The 21,624-nt window shown below is 75.8% G+C and carries 3 protein-coding genes; all 3 read left to right on the top strand.

The features are described 5' to 3' along the window. Positions 1-34: 34 nt before the first annotated feature. Positions 35-13,768 carry an SDR family NAD(P)-dependent oxidoreductase gene (locus tag ACSNOD_RS07700; RefSeq protein WP_436766014.1) on the top strand — a complete coding sequence of 4,578 codons (13,734 nt, stop codon included), beginning with the start codon at positions 35-37 and terminating at the stop codon, positions 13,766-13,768. A 34-nt stretch (positions 13,769-13,802) separates the two neighbouring features. Continuing rightward, positions 13,803-19,997 carry a type I polyketide synthase gene (locus ACSNOD_RS07695; protein WP_436766013.1) on the top strand — a complete coding sequence of 2,065 codons (6,195 nt, stop codon included), beginning with the start codon at positions 13,803-13,805 and terminating at the stop codon, positions 19,995-19,997. Positions 19,998-20,080: 83 nt separating this feature from the next. After that, the coding region (locus ACSNOD_RS07690) for a type I polyketide synthase (RefSeq protein ID WP_436766012.1) at positions 20,081-21,624 on the top strand (1,544 nt) is incomplete at its 3' end.

The raw sequence follows: 21,624 nt of genomic DNA, 5'->3' as shown, positions 1-21,624 counted from the left end.
TGGCAACCGATCCGATGCCATTGCCGTTGTCGGAATGTCGTGCCGATTTCCCGGCGCCCCGGGAATCGCGGAATTCTGGAAACTGCTGATCGACGGCGCCGAGGCGATCGACCGCGCGCCCGACGGCCGCCGACGCGGCACCATCGGCACGGCCGGCGACTTCGACGCCGCCTTCTTCGGCATGTCGCCGCGCGAGGCCGCCGAGACCGACCCGCAGCAGCGCCTGATGCTCGAACTCGGCTGGGAGGCGCTGGAGGACGCCGGGATCGTCCCCGGCTCGCTGCGCGGCGAACCGGTCGGCGTCTTCGTCGGGGCCATGAACGACGACTACGCCACCCTGCTGCACCGGGCCGGCGCGCCGGTCGGCCCCCACACCGCCACCGGCCTCCAGCGCGCCATGCTCGCCAACCGGCTCTCCTACGTCCTGGGCACGCGCGGCCCCAGCCTGGCCGTCGACACCGCCCAGTCCTCGTCGCTGGCCGCGGTGGCCCTCGCGGTGGAGTCCCTGCGCGCCGGCACCTCACGCGTCGCCATCGCCGGGGGCGTCAACCTGATCCTCGCCGACGAGGGCTCGGCCGCCATGGAACGGCTCGGCGCGCTCTCCCCCGACGGCCGCTGCCACACCTTCGACGCCCGCGCCAACGGCTATGCGCGCGGCGAGGGCGGCGCCGCCGTCGTCCTCAAGCCCCTCGCCGACGCGCTGGCCGACGGCGACCGGGTGTACTGCCTGGTGCGCGGCGCCGCCCTCGGCAACGACGGCGGCGGCCCCGGCCTCACCGCCCCCGACCGCGAGGGCCAGGAGGCGGTGCTCCGGGCGGCCTGCGACCGGGCGGGCGTCGACCCCGCGCGGGTGCGCTTCGTCGAACTGCACGGCACGGGAACCCCCGTGGGCGACCCCGTCGAGGCCCACGCCCTGGGCGCGGTCCACGGCGCCGGACGGCCCGCGGACACCCCCCTGCTGGTCGGCTCCGTGAAGACCAACATCGGCCACCTGGAGGGCGCCGCCGGCATCGCCGGCCTGGTCAAGGCCGCGTTGTGCCTGCGCGAGCGCACCCTGCCCGGCTCGCTCAACTTCGTGACCCCCAACCCCGCCATCCCCCTGGAGCGGCTCCGGCTGACCGTGCCGACCGCGCCGGTCGCCCTGGACCCCGACCCCGACGGCACGCCCCTGCTGGCCGGCGTCAGCTCCTTCGGCATCGGCGGCACCAACTGCCATGTGGTGCTGGAGCACCTGCCCGAGCCGGAGCCGGCGCCCGCCGACGGGATACGGCCCCCGGCCCCCGCCGCCGAGCCGTACACGGTGCCGCCCCTGCTGCTGTCGGCCCGCTCCCACGCGGCGCTGCGGGCCCAGGCCGCCCGGCTCCGCGACCACCTGGCGCGCACCGGCGCCGACCCGCGGGACGTCGCCTACTCCCTGGCCACCACGCGCACCCTCTTCGACCACCGCGCCGCGCTGCCCTGCGGCGACCGCGAGGAACTGATCAGCGCCCTCGACGCGCTCGCCCGCGGCACGGCTCCGGCGGCCGTGCGGACCGGTACGGCTGCCCCGGGCGGTGGTACGGCGGTTCTGTTCACGGGTCAGGGGGCGCAGCGTCCGGGGATGGGTGCGGAGTTGTATGCCGCCGATCCGGTGTTCGCGGCTGCCTTGGATGAGGTTTTCGAGGCCGTGGGGGAGGTGGGTGGTCGGTCGCTGCGGTCGGTGATGTTTGCCGAGGTGGGCAGCGATGAGGCTGCTTTGTTGGATCGGACGGAGTTCACTCAGCCGGCGCTTTTTGCGCTGGAGGTGGCGTTGTTCCGGGCTGTGGAGGCTCGGGGTGTGCGGCCTTCGGTGGTGCTGGGGCATTCGGTGGGTGAGATCGCCGCTGCGTGTGTGGCGGGGGTGTTCTCGCTGGCGGATGCGGCGCGGCTGATTGTCGCGCGGGGTCGGTTGATGGGGGCGCTGCCTGCTGGTGGCGGGATGCTGTCGGTGCGCGCTCCCGAGGGCGAATTGCTCGATGCTGTGGCCGGTTTGGGTGGTCGGGTGTCGGTGGCGGCGGTCAATGGACCTGCCTCGGTGGTCCTCTCCGGTGAGATCGAAGCTCTGGAGGAGCTGGCGGCCGAGCTCGACGACGGCCGGGGTGTTGAGTGCAAGCGGCTGACCGTTTCGCATGCGTTTCATTCGGCGTTGATGGAGCCGATGCTGGAGGAGTTCCGGCAGGTGGCGGCCACGGTGGAGTTTCATCGGCCGCGCATGACGGTCATCTCGAATGTGTCGGGTGCGGTGGCCGGTCCGGACGAGCTGTGCGACCCGGAGTATTGGGTGCGTCATGCCCGTGAAGCCGTGCGGTTCGCGGACGGTGTGCGTGCCGCGCGTGCCACCGGCGTGGACACGTTCCTGGAGATCGGCCCCCACGCCGTACTGACCGCGATGGCCGGCCACTGCCTGGACGGGGACGACGACGGCGACCTCGCCCTCGTACCCACCCTGCACCGCAACCGCCCGGAGCCCCGGACGCTGGCCGGTGCCCTCGCCACGCTGTACACCCGGGACGCGGAACTCGACGTCGCCGCCCTCCACTCGGGCAGCACCGCCCGCCGGGTGCCCCTGCCGACGTACGCCTTCCAGCGCCGTACCCACTGGTCGCCGGCGCTGGGCCGGGAGCGCGCGCCCGAAACCGTACCGGCCGACGAGCCGCCGGCCGTGCCCTCCCCGGAGGTGCCGTCGACGCCGGAGCGGCTCGTCCGGCTGGTCCTGGAGACCACCGCCGCCGTCCTGGGCCACGAGGGTCCGGACGAGATCGCGCTCGACCGCCCCTTCACCGCCCAGGGGTTGGAGTCGGCCACCGCGGTCGAGCTGCGCGACCTGCTGAACCGGGCCACCGGTCTCACCCTCCCCGCCACGCTCGTCTACGACCTGCCGACCCCGCGCGCCGTCGCCGACCACCTGGTCGCCGCGCTGCTCGGGGCGGGGGGCGACGGGGCCCGGAGCACCGACGCGGGGAGCGTCGACGCGTCGGCCACCGGCCCCGGTGGTGGCGACGACCCGATCGCCGTCATCGGCGTCGGCTGCCGCCTCCCCGGCGGCGTGGACTCGCGCGCCGCCCTGTGGGACCTGCTGACCTCCGGCGGCGACGCGATCTCGCCCTTCCCCACCGACCGCGGCTGGGACCTCGACGGGCTGTACGACCCCGAGCCGGGCGCCCCCGGGAAGACCTATGTGCGCGAGGGCGGCTTCCTGCACGGCGCCGCCGAGTTCGACCCCGAGTTCTTCGGCATCTCCCCGCGCGAGGCGACCGCCATGGACCCGCAGCAGCGGCTGCTGCTGGAGACCACCTGGGAGGCGCTGGAGGACGCCGGGGTGCTCCCGGAGTCGCTGCGCGGGACCGACGCGGGGGTGTTCGTCGGCGCCGTCGCACCCGAGTACGGGCCGAGGCTGCACGAAGGAGCCGACGGGTACGAGGGCTATCTGCTCACCGGCACCACGGCCAGCGTGGCCTCCGGCCGCATCGCCTACACCCTCGGCACGCGCGGACCCGCTCTCACCGTCGACACCGCGTGCTCCTCGTCGCTGGTGGCCCTGCACCTGGCCGTGCAGGCGCTGCGCCGGGGCGAGTGCGCGCTGGCCCTGGCCGGCGGCGCCACGGTGATGTCCGGCCCCGGCATGTTCGTGGAGTTCTCCCGACAGCGCGGGCTGGCCCCCGACGGCCGGTGCAAGCCGTTCTCCGACGACGCCGACGGCACCGCCTGGTCCGAGGGCGTCGCGATCCTGGCGCTGGAGCGGCTCTCGGACGCCCGGCGCAACGGTCATCGGGTGCTGGCGGTGGTGCGGGGCAGCGCCGTCAACCAGGACGGCGCGAGCAACGGCCTCACCGCGCCCAGCGGACCCGCGCAGGAGAGCGTCATCCGGGCGGCCCTGGCCGACGCCGGCCTCACCCCGGACGAGGTGGACGCGGTGGAGGCGCATGGCACGGGCACGGCGCTGGGCGATCCGATCGAGGCGGGTGCGCTGCTGGCCACGTACGGCCGTGAGCGGGCCGCCGGCGAGCCGCTGTGGCTGGGGTCGCTGAAGTCCAACATCGGGCACACCCAGGCCGCCGCCGGGGCCGCCGGTGTCGTCAAGATGCTGCTGGCCATGCACCACGGCACGCTGCCGCGGACGCTCCACGCCGACCGGCCCAGCGCGCACGTCGACTGGTCCGCGGGCGCGGTGGAGCTGCTGACGGAGGCGCGGCCGTGGCCGCGGCGCGCGGACCGGCCGCGGCGGGCCGCGGTGTCCTCCTTCGGCATCAGCGGCACCAACGCCCATCTGATTCTGGAGGAGCCGCCGGCCGAGGCACCGGGCACCGCCGCCGCCACGGCCGAGCCGCCCTCGGTCCTGGCGTGGCCGCTGTCCGCCCGCTCCGAGGAAGCGCTGCGGGCGCAGGCGGCGCGGCTGCGCGAGCACGTGGAGCGGGTCGGCGCCGACCCGGCGGATGTCGCCTACTCACTGGCCCGGACGCGTACGGCGTTCGCGGAGCGCGGGGTGGTGATCGGCCGCGACCGTGCGGAGTTGCTCGCCGGACTGGACGCGCTCGCCGCGGGCCACCGGACCCCGACGGCCCACCGGGGCACGGTCACCGGCGGTGGTACGGCGGTTCTGTTCACGGGGCAGGGGGCGCAGCGTCCGGGGATGGGTGCGGAGTTGTATGCCGCCGATCCGGTGTTCGCGGCTGCTTTGGATGAGGTTTTCGAGGTTGTGGGGGAGGTGGGTGGTCGGTCGCTGCGGTCGGTGATGTTTGCCGAGGTGGGCAGCGATGAGGCTGCTTTGTTGGATCGGACGGAGTTCACTCAGCCGGCGCTTTTTGCGCTGGAGGTGGCGTTGTTCCGGGCTGTGGAGGCTCGGGGGGTGCGGCCTTCGGTGGTGCTGGGGCATTCGGTGGGTGAGATCGCTGCTGCGTGTGTGGCGGGGGTGTTCTCGCTGGCGGATGCGGCGCGGTTGATCGTGGCCCGGGGCCGCCTGATGGGGGCGCTGCCTGCGGGTGGCGGGATGCTGTCGGTGCGTGCTCCCGAGGGCGAACTGCACGACGCTGTAGCCAGTTTGGGCGGTCGGGTGTCGGTGGCGGCGGTCAATGGCCCGGCCTCGGTGGTCCTCTCCGGCGAGATCGAGGCTCTGGACGCTTTATCGGCCGAGCTCGATGCCCGAGGTATTGAGTGCAAGCGGCTGACCGTCTCGCATGCGTTCCACTCGGCGTTGATGGAGCCGATGCTGGAGGAGTTCCGGCAGGTGGCGGCCACGGTGGAGTTTCATCGGCCGCGCATGACGGTGGTCTCCAATGTGTCGGGTGCGGTGGCCGGCCCGGACGAGCTGTGCGACCCGGAGTACTGGGTGCGTCATGCCCGCGAAGCGGTGCGGTTCGCCGACGGTGTGCGTGCCGCCCGTGCCACCGGCGTGGACACGTTCCTGGAGATCGGCCCCCACGCCGTACTGACCGCCATGGCCGGCCACTGCCTGGACGGAGACGACAACGGCGACCTCGCCCTCGTACCCGCCCTCCGGCGCGACCAGCCCGAGCCGGAAACGCTCACGGGTGCGCTCGCGGCCCTCTGCGTGCGGGGCACGGATGTCGACTGGGCGGAGCCGCACCGGAAGAGCGGCGCGCGGCGGGTCGACCTGCCCACGTATCCGTTCCAGCGGGACCGCTACTGGCTGGCCCCTGCCCCCGCCGCGGCGCCTGCCCGGGCGACGGGCGCGGTCACGGCCACGGGCACGAGCACGGACACGGCCCCCGAGGCGGCCGGGCCGCGCTATCGCGTCGCCTGGCAGCCGGCCGGCACGGACCTCGGCCCCGCCCGCCCGGCGGGCCGGTGGCTGCTGCTCGCCCCGGACAGCGAGGGGGCCGGCGAGGAGACCTGCACCGGACTCGCTGCCGCCGTGGCGCGCGAACTCGCCGTCCGTGGCGGCGAGGTGCACACCGTGGCCCTGCCGTCCGGCACCGGACGGGAGGAGGCCGCACGGCTGTTGCAGGCCGCCGGGGACGGGGCCGCGCACCGGACGGGCGTCCTGTGGCTCGCCCCGGCCGAGCCCGACACGGCCGACGCCGTGGCGCTGATCCAGGCCCTGGGCGAGGCCGGGCCCGATGCCCCGCTCTGGATCGTCACGCGCGACGCGGTGGCCGTCCGGCCGGACGAGACGCCGTCCGTCGCCGGGGCCCAGCTCTGGGGGCTGGGCCAGGTCGCCGCCGTGGAACTGGCCCAGCGCTGGGGCGGGCTGGTGGACCTGCCGACCGACCCGGCGCCCGCCGCGCTCCGCGCGCTCGTCGGGGCGCTGCTCGCCGGGGGCGAGGACAACCAGCTCGCGGTGCGGCCCTCCGGCGTCCACGTACGCCGCGTGGTGCCCGCCCCTGCCGCCGGTTCCGCCTCCGGGTCCGCCACCGGCGCCCGGGTCGCGCAGGACGCGCGGGGCGGCGGGCGCCCGTCCGGCACCGTACTGATCACCGGCGGCACCGGGGCCCTCGGCGCCCAGGTGGCGCGCAGGCTCGCCCGAGCGGGAACGGGAACGGGAGCGGGAGCGGACGCGGCAGCGGAGACGGGCGTGGGGGCAGGAGCGGGGGCAGGAGCGGGCGCGCCGCATCTGCTGCTGGTCGGCCGTCGCGGGGAGGCCGCCCCCGGAGCGGCCGAACTGGTCGAGGAACTGCGCGAATCGGGCGCCGAGGTGACCGTTGCGGCCTGTGACGCCGCCGACCGCGACGCGCTCGCCGCGCTGCTCGCGAGCATCCCCGAGGACCGGCCCCTCACCGCCGTACTGCACGCGGCGGGTGTGCTCGACGACGGCGTGCTCGACGCCCTCACTCCCGAGCGGATCGACGCCGTCCTGCGCGCCAAGGTCACCGCGGCCCGCCACCTGGACGAGCTCACCGCCGACCTGCCGCTGGACGCCTTCGTGCTCTTCTCCTCCGTCGTCGGGGTGTGGGGCAACGGGGGACAGGGCTCGTACGCGGCGGCCAACGCCGCGCTCGACGCCCTCGCGCAGCGGCGCCGGGCCCGGGGGCTGCCGGCCGCCTCGATCGCCTGGGGCCCGTGGGCCGGCGGCGGAATGGCGGCCGGGGCGGGGGCCACGTCCTTCGAGCGGGACGGCATCGGGGCGCTGGACCCCGAGCGCGCGCTGGATGTGCTGGACGAGGTGCTGGGCGGTGCGCTGGGCGGCGTGATCCGCGCCGTCGACGGGGCGTCCGGGGCATCCCGAGCCGGCCGGATCTCCCCGGCCGAGGGAGCCCCTCTGATCGTCGCCGAGGTGGACTGGGACACGTTCGTCGGCCGTTCCGCCACCCGCCGCGCCCGGGCGCTGTTCGACGGCGTCCCGGCCGCCCGCGCCGCCCGCGCCGCCCGCGCCGCCCGCGCTGCCCGCGCCGCACAGGCCGGGCAGAAGGGGCGGACAGGGGAGGCCCGTTCCGGGGGCGGAAGCGGAACGGACGAGGGCCGGCCCTGGCTGCGGCCCGGGCTCTCCGCGCCGGAGCGCCGGCGGGCCCTCCTCGACCTGGTGCGCTCCGAGGCCGCCGAGACCCTGCGCCACGGCTCGGCCGCGGCGATCGACCCGGAGACCGCGTTCCGCGCCGCCGGGTTCGACTCCCTCACCGTGCTGGAGCTGCGCAACCGGCTGACCGCCGCCACCGGGCTCGCCCTGCCGAGCACCCTGCTGTTCGACCACCCCCATCCGACCGCCCTGGCGGGGCATCTGCACGACGAACTGTTCGGAGCCGAGGGCCCGGCGGAGAACGCCCCGAACGGCGCCCTCCGGTCGGAAGCCGACGATCACGAGCCGATCGCGATCGTGGGCATGGCCTGCCGCTATCCCGGTGGGGTGGCCTCGCCCGAGGACCTCTGGGACCTCGTCGCCGGGGGCGAGCACGCCATCACCCCGTTCCCCGCGGACCGGGGCTGGGACACCGAGGCGCTGTACGACCCGGAGCCGGGCGCCCCCGGGAAGACCTATGTGCGCGAGGGCGGGTTCCTGCGCGAGGTGGCAGGCTTCGACCCGGAGTTCTTCGGCGTCTCGCCGCGTGAAGCGGCGGCGATGGACCCGCAGCAGCGGCTGCTGCTGGAGACCTCGTGGGAGGCGCTGGAGCGGGCCGGCATCGTGCCCGACGCGCTGCGCGGCACCCGCACCGGGGTCTTCACCGGCATCTCCCAGCAGGACTACGCCGGTCAACTGGGGGACGCCGCCGAGACCTACGGCGGTCACGTGCTCACCGGCACCCTCGGCAGCGTGATCTCCGGCCGGGTCGCCTACACCCTGGGCCTGGAGGGGCCCGCGCTGACGGTCGACACGGCGTGTTCGTCGTCGCTGGTGGCGCTGCACCTGGCGGTGCAGTCGCTGCGGCGGGGCGAGTGCGACATGGCCCTGGCCGGTGGTGTGACGGTGATGGCGACGCCGACGGTGTTCGTGGAGTTCTCGCGGCAGCGCGGGCTCGCGTCGGACGGGCGGTGCAAGGCGTTCGCGGAGGGTGCGGACGGTACGGCGTGGGCCGAGGGCGTGGGGGTGTTGCTGGTCGAGCGGCTCTCGGATGCCCGGCGCAACGGTCATCGGGTGTTGGCGGTGGTGCGGGGCAGCGCGGTCAATCAGGACGGTGCGAGCAATGGGTTGACGGCTCCGAGTGGTCCGGCGCAGCAGAGGGTCATTGGCGAGGCGTTGGCAGATGCGGGGTTGGTCGCGTCCGAGGTGGACGCGGTGGAGGCCCATGGCACGGGTACGGCGTTGGGGGACCCGATCGAGGCGGGTGCGCTGCTGGCCACGTACGGCCGTGAGCGGGTCGCCGGGCAGCCGCTGTGGCTGGGGTCGTTGAAGTCGAACATCGGTCATACGCAGGCGGCTGCCGGTGTGGGTGGTGTGATCAAGATGGTGGAGGCGATGCGGCACGGGATGCTGCCGCGCACGCTCCATGTCGACTCCCCCTCGTCCAAGGTGGACTGGTCCTCCGGTGCGGTGGAGCTGCTGAGGGAGGCGCGGCTCTGGCCGGAGCGGGAGGATCGCCCGCGCCGGGCGGCGGTGTCCGCCTTCGGCGTCAGCGGCACCAACGCCCACGTCGTCATCGAACAGGCCCCGCCGGTTTCCGAAGAGGCCGACGGCGGCCCGACGGGCGAGGGCACTGGTCCGTCGCTCCTCACCTGGGCGGTTTCGGGTCGTTCGGAGGCGGCGCTGCGGGCGCAGGCGGTGCGGCTGCGTGAGCACGTGGAGCGGGTGGACGCCGATCCGGTGGATGTCGCGCACTCGCTGGCGGTGACCCGGGCGTCGTTCGCGGAACGCGCGGTGGTGATCGGCCGTGACCGTGCGGAGCTGATGGCGGGCCTCGACGCGGTCGCTTCCGGGGACACCGTGCCGGGGGTGGTGCGGGGATCGGCTGTACGAGGCCGTCGCATCGCCGCTCTGTTCACGGGCCAGGGCGCGCAGCGCGCGGGCATGGGCCGCGAACTCTACGAAGGCGACTCTGCGTTCGCTTCCGCCTTGGACGAGGTTTTCGAGGCCGTGGGGGAGGTGGGTGGTCGGTCGCTGCGGTCGGTGATGTTTGCCGGGGTGGGCAGCGATGGGGCTGCTTTGTTGGATCGGACGGAGTTCACTCAGCCGGCGCTTTTTGCGCTGGAGGTGGCGTTGTTCCGGGCTGTGGAGGCTCGGGGGGTGCGGCCTTCGGTGGTGCTGGGGCATTCGGTGGGTGAGATCGCTGCTGCGTGTGTGGCGGGGGTGTTCTCGCTGGCGGATGCGGCGCGGTTGATCGTGGCGCGGGGCCGGTTGATGGGTGCGCTGCCTGCTGGTGGCGGGATGCTGTCGGTGCGTGCTCCCGAGGCCGAATTGCTCGACGTTGTGGCTGGTTTGGGTGGTCGGGTGTCGGTGGCGGCGGTCAATGGACCTGCCTCGGTGGTGCTCTCCGGTGAGGTCGAAGCTCTGGAGGAGCTGGCGGCTGAGCTCGACGGCCGGGGCATTGAGTGCAAGCGGCTGACCGTTTCGCATGCGTTCCACTCGGCGTTGATGGAGCCGATGCTGGAGGAGTTCCGGCAGATCGCCGCCACGGTGGAGTTTCATGCGCCGAAGCTCCCCGTGATCTCGAATGTGACGGGTGCGGTGGCCGGTCCGGACGAGCTGTGCGACCCGGACTATTGGGTGCGTCACGCTCGTGAGGCGGTGCGGTTCGCGGACGGTGTGCGTGCCGCGCGTGCCACCGGCGTGGACACGTTCCTGGAGATCGGCCCCCACGCCGTACTGACCGCCATGGCCGGCCACTGCCTGGACGGAGACGACGACGGCGACCTCACCCTCGTACCCGCCCTGCACCGCAACCGCCCGGAGTCCGAAACCCTGACCACCGCCCTCGCCACCCTGCACACCCATGTGGCCGAACTCGACGCGTCCGCCCCGTACTCCGGCACCGCCGGCCGGCGGATCGACCTGCCCACCTACGCCTTCCAGCGCCGTGACTACTGGGCGTCCGGCTCGGTGTCCGGCACCACCGGCGCCGCGGCCGCGGCCCGCTTCGGCCTCGGCTGGCGGGACCACCCGTTCCTCGGTGGCGCCACGCCGATCGCCGGCTCCGACGCCCTGCTGCTCACCGGCAGGGTGGCGCTCTCCACCCACCCCTGGCTGGCCGACCACGCCGTCTCCGGCACGGTGCTGCTCCCCGGGACGGCGATCGCCGACCTGCTGCTGCGGGCCGCCGACGAGGTCGGGGCGGGCGGCGTCGAGGAACTCACCCTCCAGGCGCCCCTGATCGTGCCCCGGCGGGGCGGCCTGCGGCTCCAGGTCCTGGTCGAGGCGGCCGACGAGCGGGGCCGGCGGACCGTCGTACTCTCCGCGTGCCCCGAGGCACCGGGGCGGGACGGCGACGGCGAGGAGCCGGAGTGGACCCGGCACGCGGAGGGCGTGCTCGCGCCCGACGCGCCGGCCGCGCCGGAGACGACGTGGGCCGCCGGGGCCTGGCCGCCGCCCGCGGCCGAGCCGGTCGACGTCGACGAGCTGTACGCGGGCTTCGCCGCGGACGGCTACGGCTACGGCCCGGCCTTCACCGGACTGTCCGGCGTGTGGCGCCGCGGCGACGAGCTCTTCGCCGAGGTGCGGCTGCCCGAGGCGGCCGGGAACGGCGACGGGTTCGGCATCCATCCGGCCCTCTTCGACGCCGCCCTCCACCCGTGGCGCGCCGGCGGGCTGCTGCCGGACACGAGCACCGGCACCGGCCCCGACACGGGCCCCGGCTCCGACTCGGGCTCGGGCGCGGGCCCCGACGGCGGCACCACTCTGGTGCCGTTCTCCTGGCAGGGCATCGCGCTCCACACCACCGGGGCCGGGACCCTCCGGGTCAGGCTGGCCCCGGCGGGCGACGGCGCCGGCTTCTCGGTGCGGGCCGCGGACCCCGAGGGCGCGCCCGTGCTCACCCTGGACGCGCTGCTGCTGCGCCCGGTGGCCCTGGGGGCGGACAGCGCGCCGGAACCGCTGTACCGCGTCGACTGGCAGCCGGTGCCGCAGCTGTCCGACGGCGCTCACGCCGCTCAGGGTGCCCCGGTCTGGACGGTCCTCGGGCCGGACGCGGGCGGGACGGCCACGGAGCCGACGACGGCCACGGCCGTTGACGCGGTCGACGGGAAGCCCGCCGAGAAGGCCGCGCGGGAGGAGAGCGTCGCTCTCCGCGCCCTGCCCGGCGCGGAGGACGCCGCGCACGCCGATCTCACCGCCCTGCGCGCCGCCCTGACCGCCGGGGCGCCCCTCCCCGAGCTGGTCGTGGTGCCACCCACCGGCACCCATCTCGCCGAGCCGGCCGCGCCCCACACCGGTGCGGACACGGATACGGACACGGACGCGGGCACGGGTGCGTACGCCTACGCGGGCGGAACCGATCCCGTGCGCGCCGCCCTCGGCCGCGGCCTTGCCCTGGTGCGGGAGTGGACCGAGGACGAGCGCCTCGCGGGCGCCCGGCTCGCCGTCCTCACCCGGGGCGCGGTCGAGGCCGGACCCGGCGATGTGCCGGACCTGGCGGGCGCCGCCCTGTGGGGGCTGCTCCGCTCCGCGCAGTCGGAGTACCCCGACCGCTTCATCCTCGTCGACCTGGACGACTCCCCGGAGTCCCGGGCGGCCCTGCCCCGGGCCCTGGCCTCGGGCGAGCCGCAACTGGCCCTGCGCGCCGGCGTGGTCCTCGCGCCGACCCTCGTACCGGCCGACGGCGGTTCGAGCCGCGACACCCAGGGGGACGCCGCCTCCGACGCGCCGTTCGACCCCGACGGCACCGTACTGATCACCGGCTGCACCGGCGCCCTGGGCCGGCGGGTGGCCCCGCACCTCGCGCGCCGGTACGGCGTGCGCCACATGCTCCTGGTCAGCAGGCGGGGCCCCGGCGCCCCCGAAGCCGCCGCCCTGGAGCGGGAGCTCGCCGAACTCGGGGTCGCCACCACCTTCGTGGCCTGCGACCTCGCCGACCCCGCCGACGTCCGCCGGGCCGTCGCCGCCGTCCCGCCCGAGCACCCGCTGACCGGCGTGGTGCACACCGCCGGCGTGCTGGACGACGGCGCCCTCGCCGGCCTGACCCCGGAGCGGCTCGACACCGTCCTGCGGGCCAAGGCCGACGCCGTACGGAATCTGCACGAGGCCACGCTCGACCACGCGGCCGCGCTCGACCGGCCGCTCCGCGCGTTCGTCCTGTTCTCGGCGGCGGCCGGGCTCCTCGGCCGCCCGGGGCAGGGCTCGTACGCGGCGGCCAACGCGGTCCTCGACGCGTTCGCGCGGGTCCGCCGCGCGGCCGGGCTGCCCGCCGTGTCCCTGGCCTGGGGCCTGTGGGACGAGCGGGCGGGCATGGCCGGCGGCCTGGACGAGGTGGCGCTCCGCAGGCTGCGCCGCGAGGGCATCGCCGCGATGCCGCCCGAGCAGGGGCTCGACCTGCTCGACCGGGCCCTGACGGGGCACCGGGACGGGCCCGCCGTCCTCGTCCCGCTCCTGCTCGACGGCGCCGCCCTGCGGCGCACGGCCAAGGAGAACGGCGCGGCCGCGGTGCCGCCGCTGCTGCGCGGGCTGCTGCCCGCGGCCCTGCGCCGTACGGCCGCCGGCACGGGTACGGGTACGGGTACGCGCACCGGGACCGGCCGGGGCAGCGCCTCCGGTGCGGCCGGTCGGCGCGGCGCCGAAGGTGCCCGGGCCTCCGCCGGACGGATCGCGCGCATCGTGGCGCTCCCCGCCGAGGAGCGGTCCGAGGCCCTGCTGGACCTGGTCACCGAGCAGGTCGCCGAGGTCCTCGGGCACGCGTCGGCCGCCGAGGTCGACCCGGAACGCCCCTTCCGGGAGATCGGCTTCGACTCCCTGGCCGCCGTGGAACTGCGCAACCGGCTCGGCCGCCTGGTCGATCTGCGGCTGCCGACCACGCTCGCCTTCGACCGGCCCACGCCGAAGGACGTGGCCGAGTGGCTCGACGGGGAGCTGCCGCGTGGCACCGGAGCGCCGGGAGCACCGGGAGCGTTGGCCGCGGACCCCGCGTTGGCCGGGATCGACGAACTCGCGCGGGCGGTCGCCCTGCTGGGCTCGGACGAGACCCGGCGGGCCGAGGTGCGGCAGCGGCTCCTGGGGCTGCTGACCGAGCTCGACACCCCCGGGCGCGGCGCCGCCGGGCCCCGGGGCGGCCGCGAGGACCGCACCGCCACTGCCACCGCCGAGGGCGGAGCCGCCGCCGGTGCCGCCACCGGTGCCGCCGCTGGGGCGGGCGGCGGCGCCACGGCGACGACCGTGGCGGACCGGCTCGACGAGGCGACCGACGACGAGATCTTCGCCTTCCTGGACGAGCAGCTGTGACCGCACCGTGGACCGACCGCATGCCGAGGAGTTGGTGGCAGCAATGACCGCCGAGAACGACAAGATCCGCACCTATCTGAAGCGTGCCACCGCCGAACTGCACAGAACCAAGTCCCGCCTGGCCGAGCTGGAGTCGGCGAGCCGCGAGCCGATCGCGATCGTGGGCATGGCCTGCCGCTACCCCGGCGGGGTGGCCTCGCCCGAGGACCTCTGGGACCTCGTCGCCCGGGGCACGGACGCGATCTCCCCGTTCCCCGCCGACCGCGGCTGGGACCTCGACGGGCTCTACGACCCCGACCCCGACGCGGTGGGGCGCAGCTATGTGCGCCAGGGCGGCTTCCTCCACGAGGCGGCAGGCTTCGACCCGGAGTTCTTCGGACTGAGCCCGCGCGAGGCGGCTGCGATGGACCCGCAGCAGCGGTTGCTGCTGGAGACCTCGTGGGAGGCGCTGGAGCGGGCCGGCATCGTGCCGGACACGCTGCGCGGCACCCGCACCGGCGTCTTCACCGGCGTGATGTACGACGACTACGGGTCGCGGTTCGAGGCCGCTCCCGCGGAGTACGAGGGCTACCTCGTGAACGGCAGCGCGGGCAGCATCGCGTCGGGTCGGGTCGCCTACACCCTCGGGCTGCAGGGCCCGGCCGTCACCGTGGACACGGCGTGTTCGTCGTCGCTGGTGGCGCTGCACCTGGCTGTGCAGTCGCTGCGGCGGGGCGAGTGCGACATGGCCCTGGCGGGCGGGGCCACCGTGCTGGCCACCCCCACGATCTTCGTGGAGTTCTCCCGGCAGCGCGGGCTCGCCTCCGATGGGCGGTGCAAGGCGTTCGCGGAGGGGGCGGACGGCACGGCGTGGGCCGAGGGTGTGGGGGTGCTGCTGGTCGAGAGGCTGTCGGACGCCCGGCGCAATGGTCATCGGGTGTTGGCGGTGGTGCGGGGCAGCGCGGTCAACCAGGACGGTGCGAGCAACGGCCTGACCGCTCCGAGTGGTCCGGCGCAGCAGAGGGTCATTGGTGAGGCGTTGGCGGATGCGGGTCTGGTCGCGTCCGAGGTGGATGCGGTGGAGGCGCATGGCACGGGTACGGCTTTGGGTGACCCGATCGAGGCGGGTGCGCTGCTGGCCACGTACGGCCGTGAGCGGGTCGCCGGCGAGCCGCTGTGGCTGGGGTCGCTGAAGTCGAACATCGGTCATACGCAGGCGGCTGCCGGTGTGGGTGGTGTGATCAAGATGGTGGAGGCGATGCGGCACGGAACGCTGCCGCGGACCCTTCATGTCGACTCCCCGTCGTCCAAGGTGGACTGGTCCTCCGGTGCGGTGGAGCTGCTGACGGAGGGGCGGCCGTGGCCGGAGCGGGAGGATCGCCCGCGCCGGGCGGCGGTGTCCGCCTTCGGCGTCAGCGGCACCAACGCCCACGTCATCGTGGAGGAACCGCCCACCGAGGCATCGGCCACCGCCGCTGCCGCACCGGGCGCCCCCTCCACCCTCGATGTGCTCCGAGGCGCCTCCCTCGCCGACGGCCGCTCCCAGGCCGCCTCCTTGGTGGCCTGGGCGGTTTCGGGTCGTTCGGAGGCGGCGCTGCGGGCGCAGGCGGTGCGGCTGCGTGAGCACGTGGAGCGGGTGGATGCCGACCCGGTGGATGTCGCACATTCGCTGGCGGTGACCCGGGCGTCGTTCGCCGAACGCGCGGTGGTGATCGGCCGTGATCGCGCGGAGCTGATGGCGGGCCTCGATGCGGTCGCTTCTGGGGACACGGTGTCGGGCGTGGTGCGGGGATCGGCTGTACGAGGCCGTCGCATCGCCGCTCTGTTCACGGGTCAGGGCGCGCAGCGCGCGGGTATGGGCCGCGAACTCTACGAGGTCGACTCTGCGTTTGCCGCGGCCTTGGATGAGGTTTGCGATGTTGTGGGGGAGGTGGGTGGTCGGTCGCTGCGGTCGGTGATGTTTGCCGGGGTGGGCAGCGATGGGGCTGCTTTGTTGGATCGGACGGAGTTCACTCAGCCGGCGTTGTTTGCGCTGGAGGTGGCGTTGTTCCGGGCTGTGGAGGCTCGGGGGGTGCGGCCTTCGGTGGTGCTGGGGCACTCGGTGGGCGAGATCGCTGCTGCGTGTGTGGCGGGGGTGTTCTCGCTGGCGGATGCGGCGCGATTGATCGTGGCCCGGGGCCGGTTGATGGGGGCGCTGCCTGCCGGGGGCGGGATGCTGTCGGTGCGCGCTCCCGAGGCCGAACTGCACAGCTTTGTCGCTGGGTTCGACGGTCGGGTGTCGGTGGCGGCGGTCAATGGCCCGGCCTCGCTGGTCCTCTCCGGCGAGATCAAGGCTCTGAACGCTTTATCGGCCGAGCTCGACGGCCGGGGTGTTGAGTGCAAGCGGCTCACCGTCTCGCATGCGTTCCACTCGGCATTGATGGAGCCGATGCTGGAGGACTTCCGGCAGATCGCCGCCACGGTGGAGTTTCATGCGCCGAAGCTCCCCGTGATCTCGAATGTGACGGGCTCGGTGGCCGGCCCGGACGAGCTGTGCGACCCGGAGTATTGGGTGCGTCACGCCCGTGAAGCGGTGCGGTTCGCGGACGGTGTGCGTGCCGCTCGTGCCACCGGCGTGGACACGTTCCTGGAGATCGGCCCCCACTCCGTACTGACCGCCATGGCCGGCCACTGCCTGGACAGAGACGACGACGGCGACCTCGCCCTCGTACCCACCCTCCGGCGCGACCAGCCCGAGCCCGAAACCCTGACCACCGCCCTCGCCACCCTGCATACTCGGGGGCTTCCGGTCGCGCCGGTCCCGTCCGCGCCCGCCGCGCGGCGGGTCGACCTGCCCACGTATCCGTTCCAGCGGGACCGCTACTGGCTGGCGGCCCCGGCCCGGCCCATGGCCGGCGGGGTGTCGGAGGCTGGCCAGCGGGCCGTGGCCCACCCGCTGTTGGCCGCCGCCGTGGAACTGCCCGGCGCCGGCACCGAGGTCTGGACCGGCAGGATCTCCGCGCGGGACCTGCCCTGGCTCGCCGATCACCTGGTGTGGGACCGCGGTGTGGTCCCCGGGGCCGCCCTGCTGGAAATGGCGCTCCAGGTCGGAAGCCGGATCGGGCTGCCCCGGGTCGCCGAGCTCACCTTCGAGACCGCGCTCACCTGGGCCGGTGACACCCCGATCCAGATCCGGGTCGTCGTGGCCGCTCCCGCCCCCGGTGCCGGGGGTGCCCGCGAGGTGAGCATCCACTCCCGGCCCGAGCCCGCCGACCCCGCCGAACTCGCCCCGCGCCGGGTGGCGGAGGAGCGCGGCGACGGCTGGACCCGGCACGCCTCCGGCCTGCTCGCCCCGGCCGCCGAACCGGGCGACCGCGCCGAACCGAGCACCTCTGCCGCCGCTTCCGCTTCCGCCGCCGACGACGCGTTCGCCGGCCTCACCGGCGTCTGGCCGCCCGCCGGCGCCGAGCCGCTCGACCTCGGCGACCAGTACGCGCTGTTCGCCGCGGCCGGGGTGACGTACGAGGGCGCCTTCCGCGGTCTCCGCGCGGCATGGCGCCGTGGCGACGAGGTCTTCGCCGAGGTGCGGCTGCCCGACGCGTACGCCACCGACGCCGCCCGCTACGGCGTGCACCCCGCCCTTCTCGACGCGGCCCTCCACCCGATCGCGCTGCTCGACCCGTTGGGCGACGGCGGGCACGGCCTGCTGCCGTTCTCCTGGACCGACGTCCGGCGTCACGGCGCCGGCGGAGACGCGCTCCGGGTACGGGTGGCCGCCGCCGACGGCGGCGCGGTGTCCATCGGTGCGGTCGACCGCGACGGCGCCCCGGTGTTCGCCGCCCGCTCGCTGGCCCTGCGCCGGATCGCCGCGGACCGGCTGCCCGCCGCCCCCGCCGCGCCCCTGTACCGGGTGGACTGGCTGCCGCTCGCGCAGGGTCCGTCGCCCGTTACGGCGGCCGCGCGCTGGGCCGTCGTCGGGCCGCGGGCCGAGGCCACCGCTGCCGCCCTGCGCGGCGCCGGCGTCGACGCCCGTGCCCAGGTGCTGCCCCTCGGCGAGCCGCTGCCGCCGGAGGCCGGTACGGACGCCGAGGTGCTCCTCCTCGATCTGACCGCCACCGCCACCGCCACCGCCACCGCCCCTGCCCCTGCCTCCGCCTCCGAGGAGGGGCGTACTGCGCCCGCCGACGACCTCCTCGGCGCGGTGCGGGCGACGGTGCGCCGCGCCCTCGAAGCCGTACAGGCCCGCCTCGCCGACACCGACACCCGTACGGGCGCGGGGACCCGTACGCGTACGGGTACCGGCACCCGTACGGGCGGGGGGCCGCGGCTCGTGGTCCTCACCCGGGGCGCGGCCGGTCCCGAGGGGGGCGCGGAGGACCCGGCGGGCGCCGCCGCCTGGGGGCTCCTCCGGGTCGCCCAGACCGAACAGCCCGGCCGCTTCACGCTGGTCGACATCGACGGTGCCGCGGCGTCGCTGCGGGCCCTGCCCGGCCTGCTCGCCGCGGACGCCCCGCAGGTCGCCGTGCGTGACGGGCGCCCCGCCGTCCCCCGGCTCGTCCGCGTGACCGATTCCCACGCCGACGCCGACGCCGACGTCGGCACCGGCGCAGGAACCGGCACCGGCGCCGGGCAGCCGGTCGACGCGCTGGACCCCAACGGCACCGTACTGATCACCGGCGGCACCGGCGCCCTGGCCGCCGAGACCGCCCGACACCTCGTCGAGCGGCACAAGGCGCGCCACCTCCTCCTGGTCAGCAGGCGCGGCGCGGACGCGCCCGGCGCCGCCGAACTGGTCGCCGACCTCACCGCCTTGGGCGCCGAGGTCGCCGTCCGGGCCTGCGATGTCGCCGACCGCGACGCGCTGCGCCGCCTGCTCGGCGAGCTCCCCGCCGCACACCCGCTGACCTGCGTGGTGCACACGGCCGGGGTGCTCGACGACGGCGTGCTCGCCGGCCAGACGGCCGAGCGGATCGACGCCGTGCTGCGGCCCAAGGCGGACGCCGCCGTCCACCTGGACGAACTGACCCGCGACCTGGGGCCGGTGCCGCTGGTGCTGTACTCCTCGGTCTCGGCCGCCCTCGGCAGCGCCGGCCAGGCCGGGTACGCCGCGGCCAACGCGTTCCTGGACGCGCTCGCCGCCCGGCGCCGCGCCGCCGGCCACCCCGCGCTGTCCCTCGGCTGGGGCTGGTGGGCCGGCGGGGGCATGGCCACCGGGCTGGCGGGGGCCGACGCCGCGCGCGTCCGGCGCTCCGGCATCGCCCCGCTCGACCCGCGGACCGCGCTGGACCTGCTCGACCGGGCCATGGCCCGGCCCGAACCCGCGCTGCTGCCCGTGCGGCTGGACCTGCCCGCCCTGCGCGAGGCGGCCCGCGCCACCGCCCCGCCGGAGGTGCTGCGCGATCTCGCCGGCGCCCCGGCGGCGGCCGACTCCGGCGGCCCGGTGACCGGGGACGGGGGCTCGACCGCGGGCGAGGGCGCGGACGGTGACCGGCCCGCGTCGCCGGACCCGGTCGACGCCGCGGCCGGGCTGGCGGCCCGGCTCGTGGGCCGCTCCGCGCCCGAGCGGAACGCCCTCCTGCTCGATCTGGTGCGCACCGAGGTCGCGGCGGTGCTCGGGCACGGGGACCGCGCCGCGGTGGGTGCCGGCCGCTCCTTCAAGGACGCCGGGTTCGACTCCCTCACCGCCGTCGACCTGCGCAACCGGCTGAACGCGCGGACCGGGCTGCGGCTGCCCGCGACCCTCGTGTTCGACCACCCCACCCCGCTGGCGCTCGCCGAGCTGCTGCTCGCCGAGCTGGAGCCGGCCGTGGAGGCGGCCGGCCGGGCGGCGCGGGGCGGCCCGGAGGCGGGCGAACCGGCCGGCCCCGAGGGTTTGTCCGCCGCGCTCGACCGGCTGGAGCGCAGCCTCGCCGCGACGGCGGACGGCGCGGCCCGCGCCGACGCGGCGCGGCGGCTGCACGGCCTGCTGGCCGCCCTCGGCACCGGCACCGGCTCCGGCGCTGACACCGGCACAGGCCCCGGCGGCGGCCCGATCGAGCGCTCCGGCCCCGGCGACGGCCCGTACGGCCACGGCGACCGGCCCCACGGCGACCGCTCCCAGGGCGCCAGTGAGGGTCCCCACGGCCCCGGCCAGGCCCCGTACGGCCCCGGCCACGCCCCGTACGACCCCGCCGACGGCAGCCCGCACGGCCCCCGCGCCGTGGTGATCGACCGCCTCCGCTCGGCCTCCGACGACGAATTGTTCGACCTGCTCGACAGCGACTTCCACTGAGCCTCGGGTGAGCCAGACCGCGTCGCGCGCCGGCCACCGAACCGCTCCCCACCCCCACCCATGACATGACGCAGAGGAGAACCGTGTCTGCAACGAACGAGGAGAAGTTGCGGGAGTACCTTCGGCGCGCGATGGCCGACCTGCACAGCACGCGCGAGCGGCTGCGCGAGGTCGAGTCGGCGAGCCGGGAACCGATCGCCGTGGTGGGCATGGCCTGCCGCTACCCGGGCGGCGTGGCCTCGCCCGAGGACCTCTGGGACCTGGTGGCCGCCGGTACGGACGCGATCTCCCCGTTCCCCGCGGACCGCGGCTGGGACGCCGAGGCGCTGTACGACCCGGAGCCGGGCGTCCCCGGCAGGAGCTATGTGCGCCAGGGCGGGTTCCTGCACGAGGCCGCCGAGTTCGACGCGGAGTTCTTCGGCATCTCGCCGCGCGAGGCGGCGGCGATGGACCCGCAGCAGCGGCTGCTGCTGGAGACCTCCTGGGAGGCGCTGGAGCGGGCCGGCATCGTGCCCGACGCGCTGCGCGGCACCCGCACCGGGGTCTTCACCGGCGTGATGTACCACGACTACGGCAGCCACCAGGTCGGCACCGCCGCCGACCCCAGCGGGCAGCTCGGCCTCGGCACCGCCGGCAGCGTCGCGTCCGGCCGGGTCGCCTACACCCTGGGCCTGGAGGGCCCCGCCGTCACCGTGGACACGGCCTGCTCGTCGTCGCTGGTGGCACTCCACCTGGCCGTGCAGTCGCTGCGGCGCGGCGAGTGCGACATGGCCCTGGCCGGCGGCGTCACCGTGCTGGCCAACCCCACGGTGTTCGTGGAGTTCTCGCGGCAGCGCGGCCTCGCGTCGGACGGGCGGTGCAAGGCGTTCGCGGAGGGCGCCGACGGCACGGCCTGGGCCGAGGGCGCCGGTGTGCTGCTGGTCGAGCGGCTGTCGGACGCGCTCCGCAACGGCCACCGGGTGCTCGCGGTGGTGCGGGGCAGCGCGGTCAACCAGGACGGCGCCAGCAACGGCCTGACCGCGCCCAGCGGTCCGGCGCAGCGTAAGGTCATCCGCGACGCGCTCGCGGACGCCGGCCTCACCCCGGCCGAGGTGGACGCCGTGGAGGCCCACGGCACGGGCACGCCCCTGGGCGACCCGATCGAGGCCGGTGCGCTCATGGCCACGTACGGCAGGGAGCGGGCGGGCGCCGACCCGCTCTGGCTCGGGTCGCTCAAGTCCAACATCGGGCACACCCAGGCCGCCGCCGGGGCCGCCGGCGTCATCAAGATGGTGGAGGCGATGCGGCACGGGACGCTGCCGCGCACGCTCCACGTCGACGCCCCCTCGTCCAAGGTGGAGTGGGACGCGGGCGCGGTGGAACTGCTCACCGACGCCCGGCCGTGGCCGCGGCACGAGGACCGGCCGCGCCGGGCGGCGATCTCCGCCTTCGGCGTCAGCGGCACGAACGCGCACGTCATCATCGAGGAGCCGCCGGGCGTGGCCGCTCCCGCCGCTGCTGCTGCCGCCGGGGACACCGGAGACACCAGGGGCACCGGGGACGCCGCGGTCGCCTCCGCCGTCCCTTCGGCCGAGGCCACCGAGGCCACCGAGGCCACTCCCACCCCCTTCACCACGCCCCCCACCAC

It is taken from the genome of Streptomyces sp. URMC 123 (genome assembly GCF_051386515.1).
Taxonomy (GTDB): Bacteria; Actinomycetota; Actinomycetes; order Streptomycetales; family Streptomycetaceae; genus Streptomyces.
Note: the sequence above shows the minus strand (reverse complement) of the source record. Positions and strands in the feature narration are given on the sequence as shown.

Excerpts from the sequence above, each read along its gene's own strand:
- ACSNOD_RS07700 (WP_436766014.1), top strand. The coding sequence starts at position 35 with ATGTCGTGCCGATTTCCCGGCGCCCCGGGAATCGCGGAATTCTGGAAA.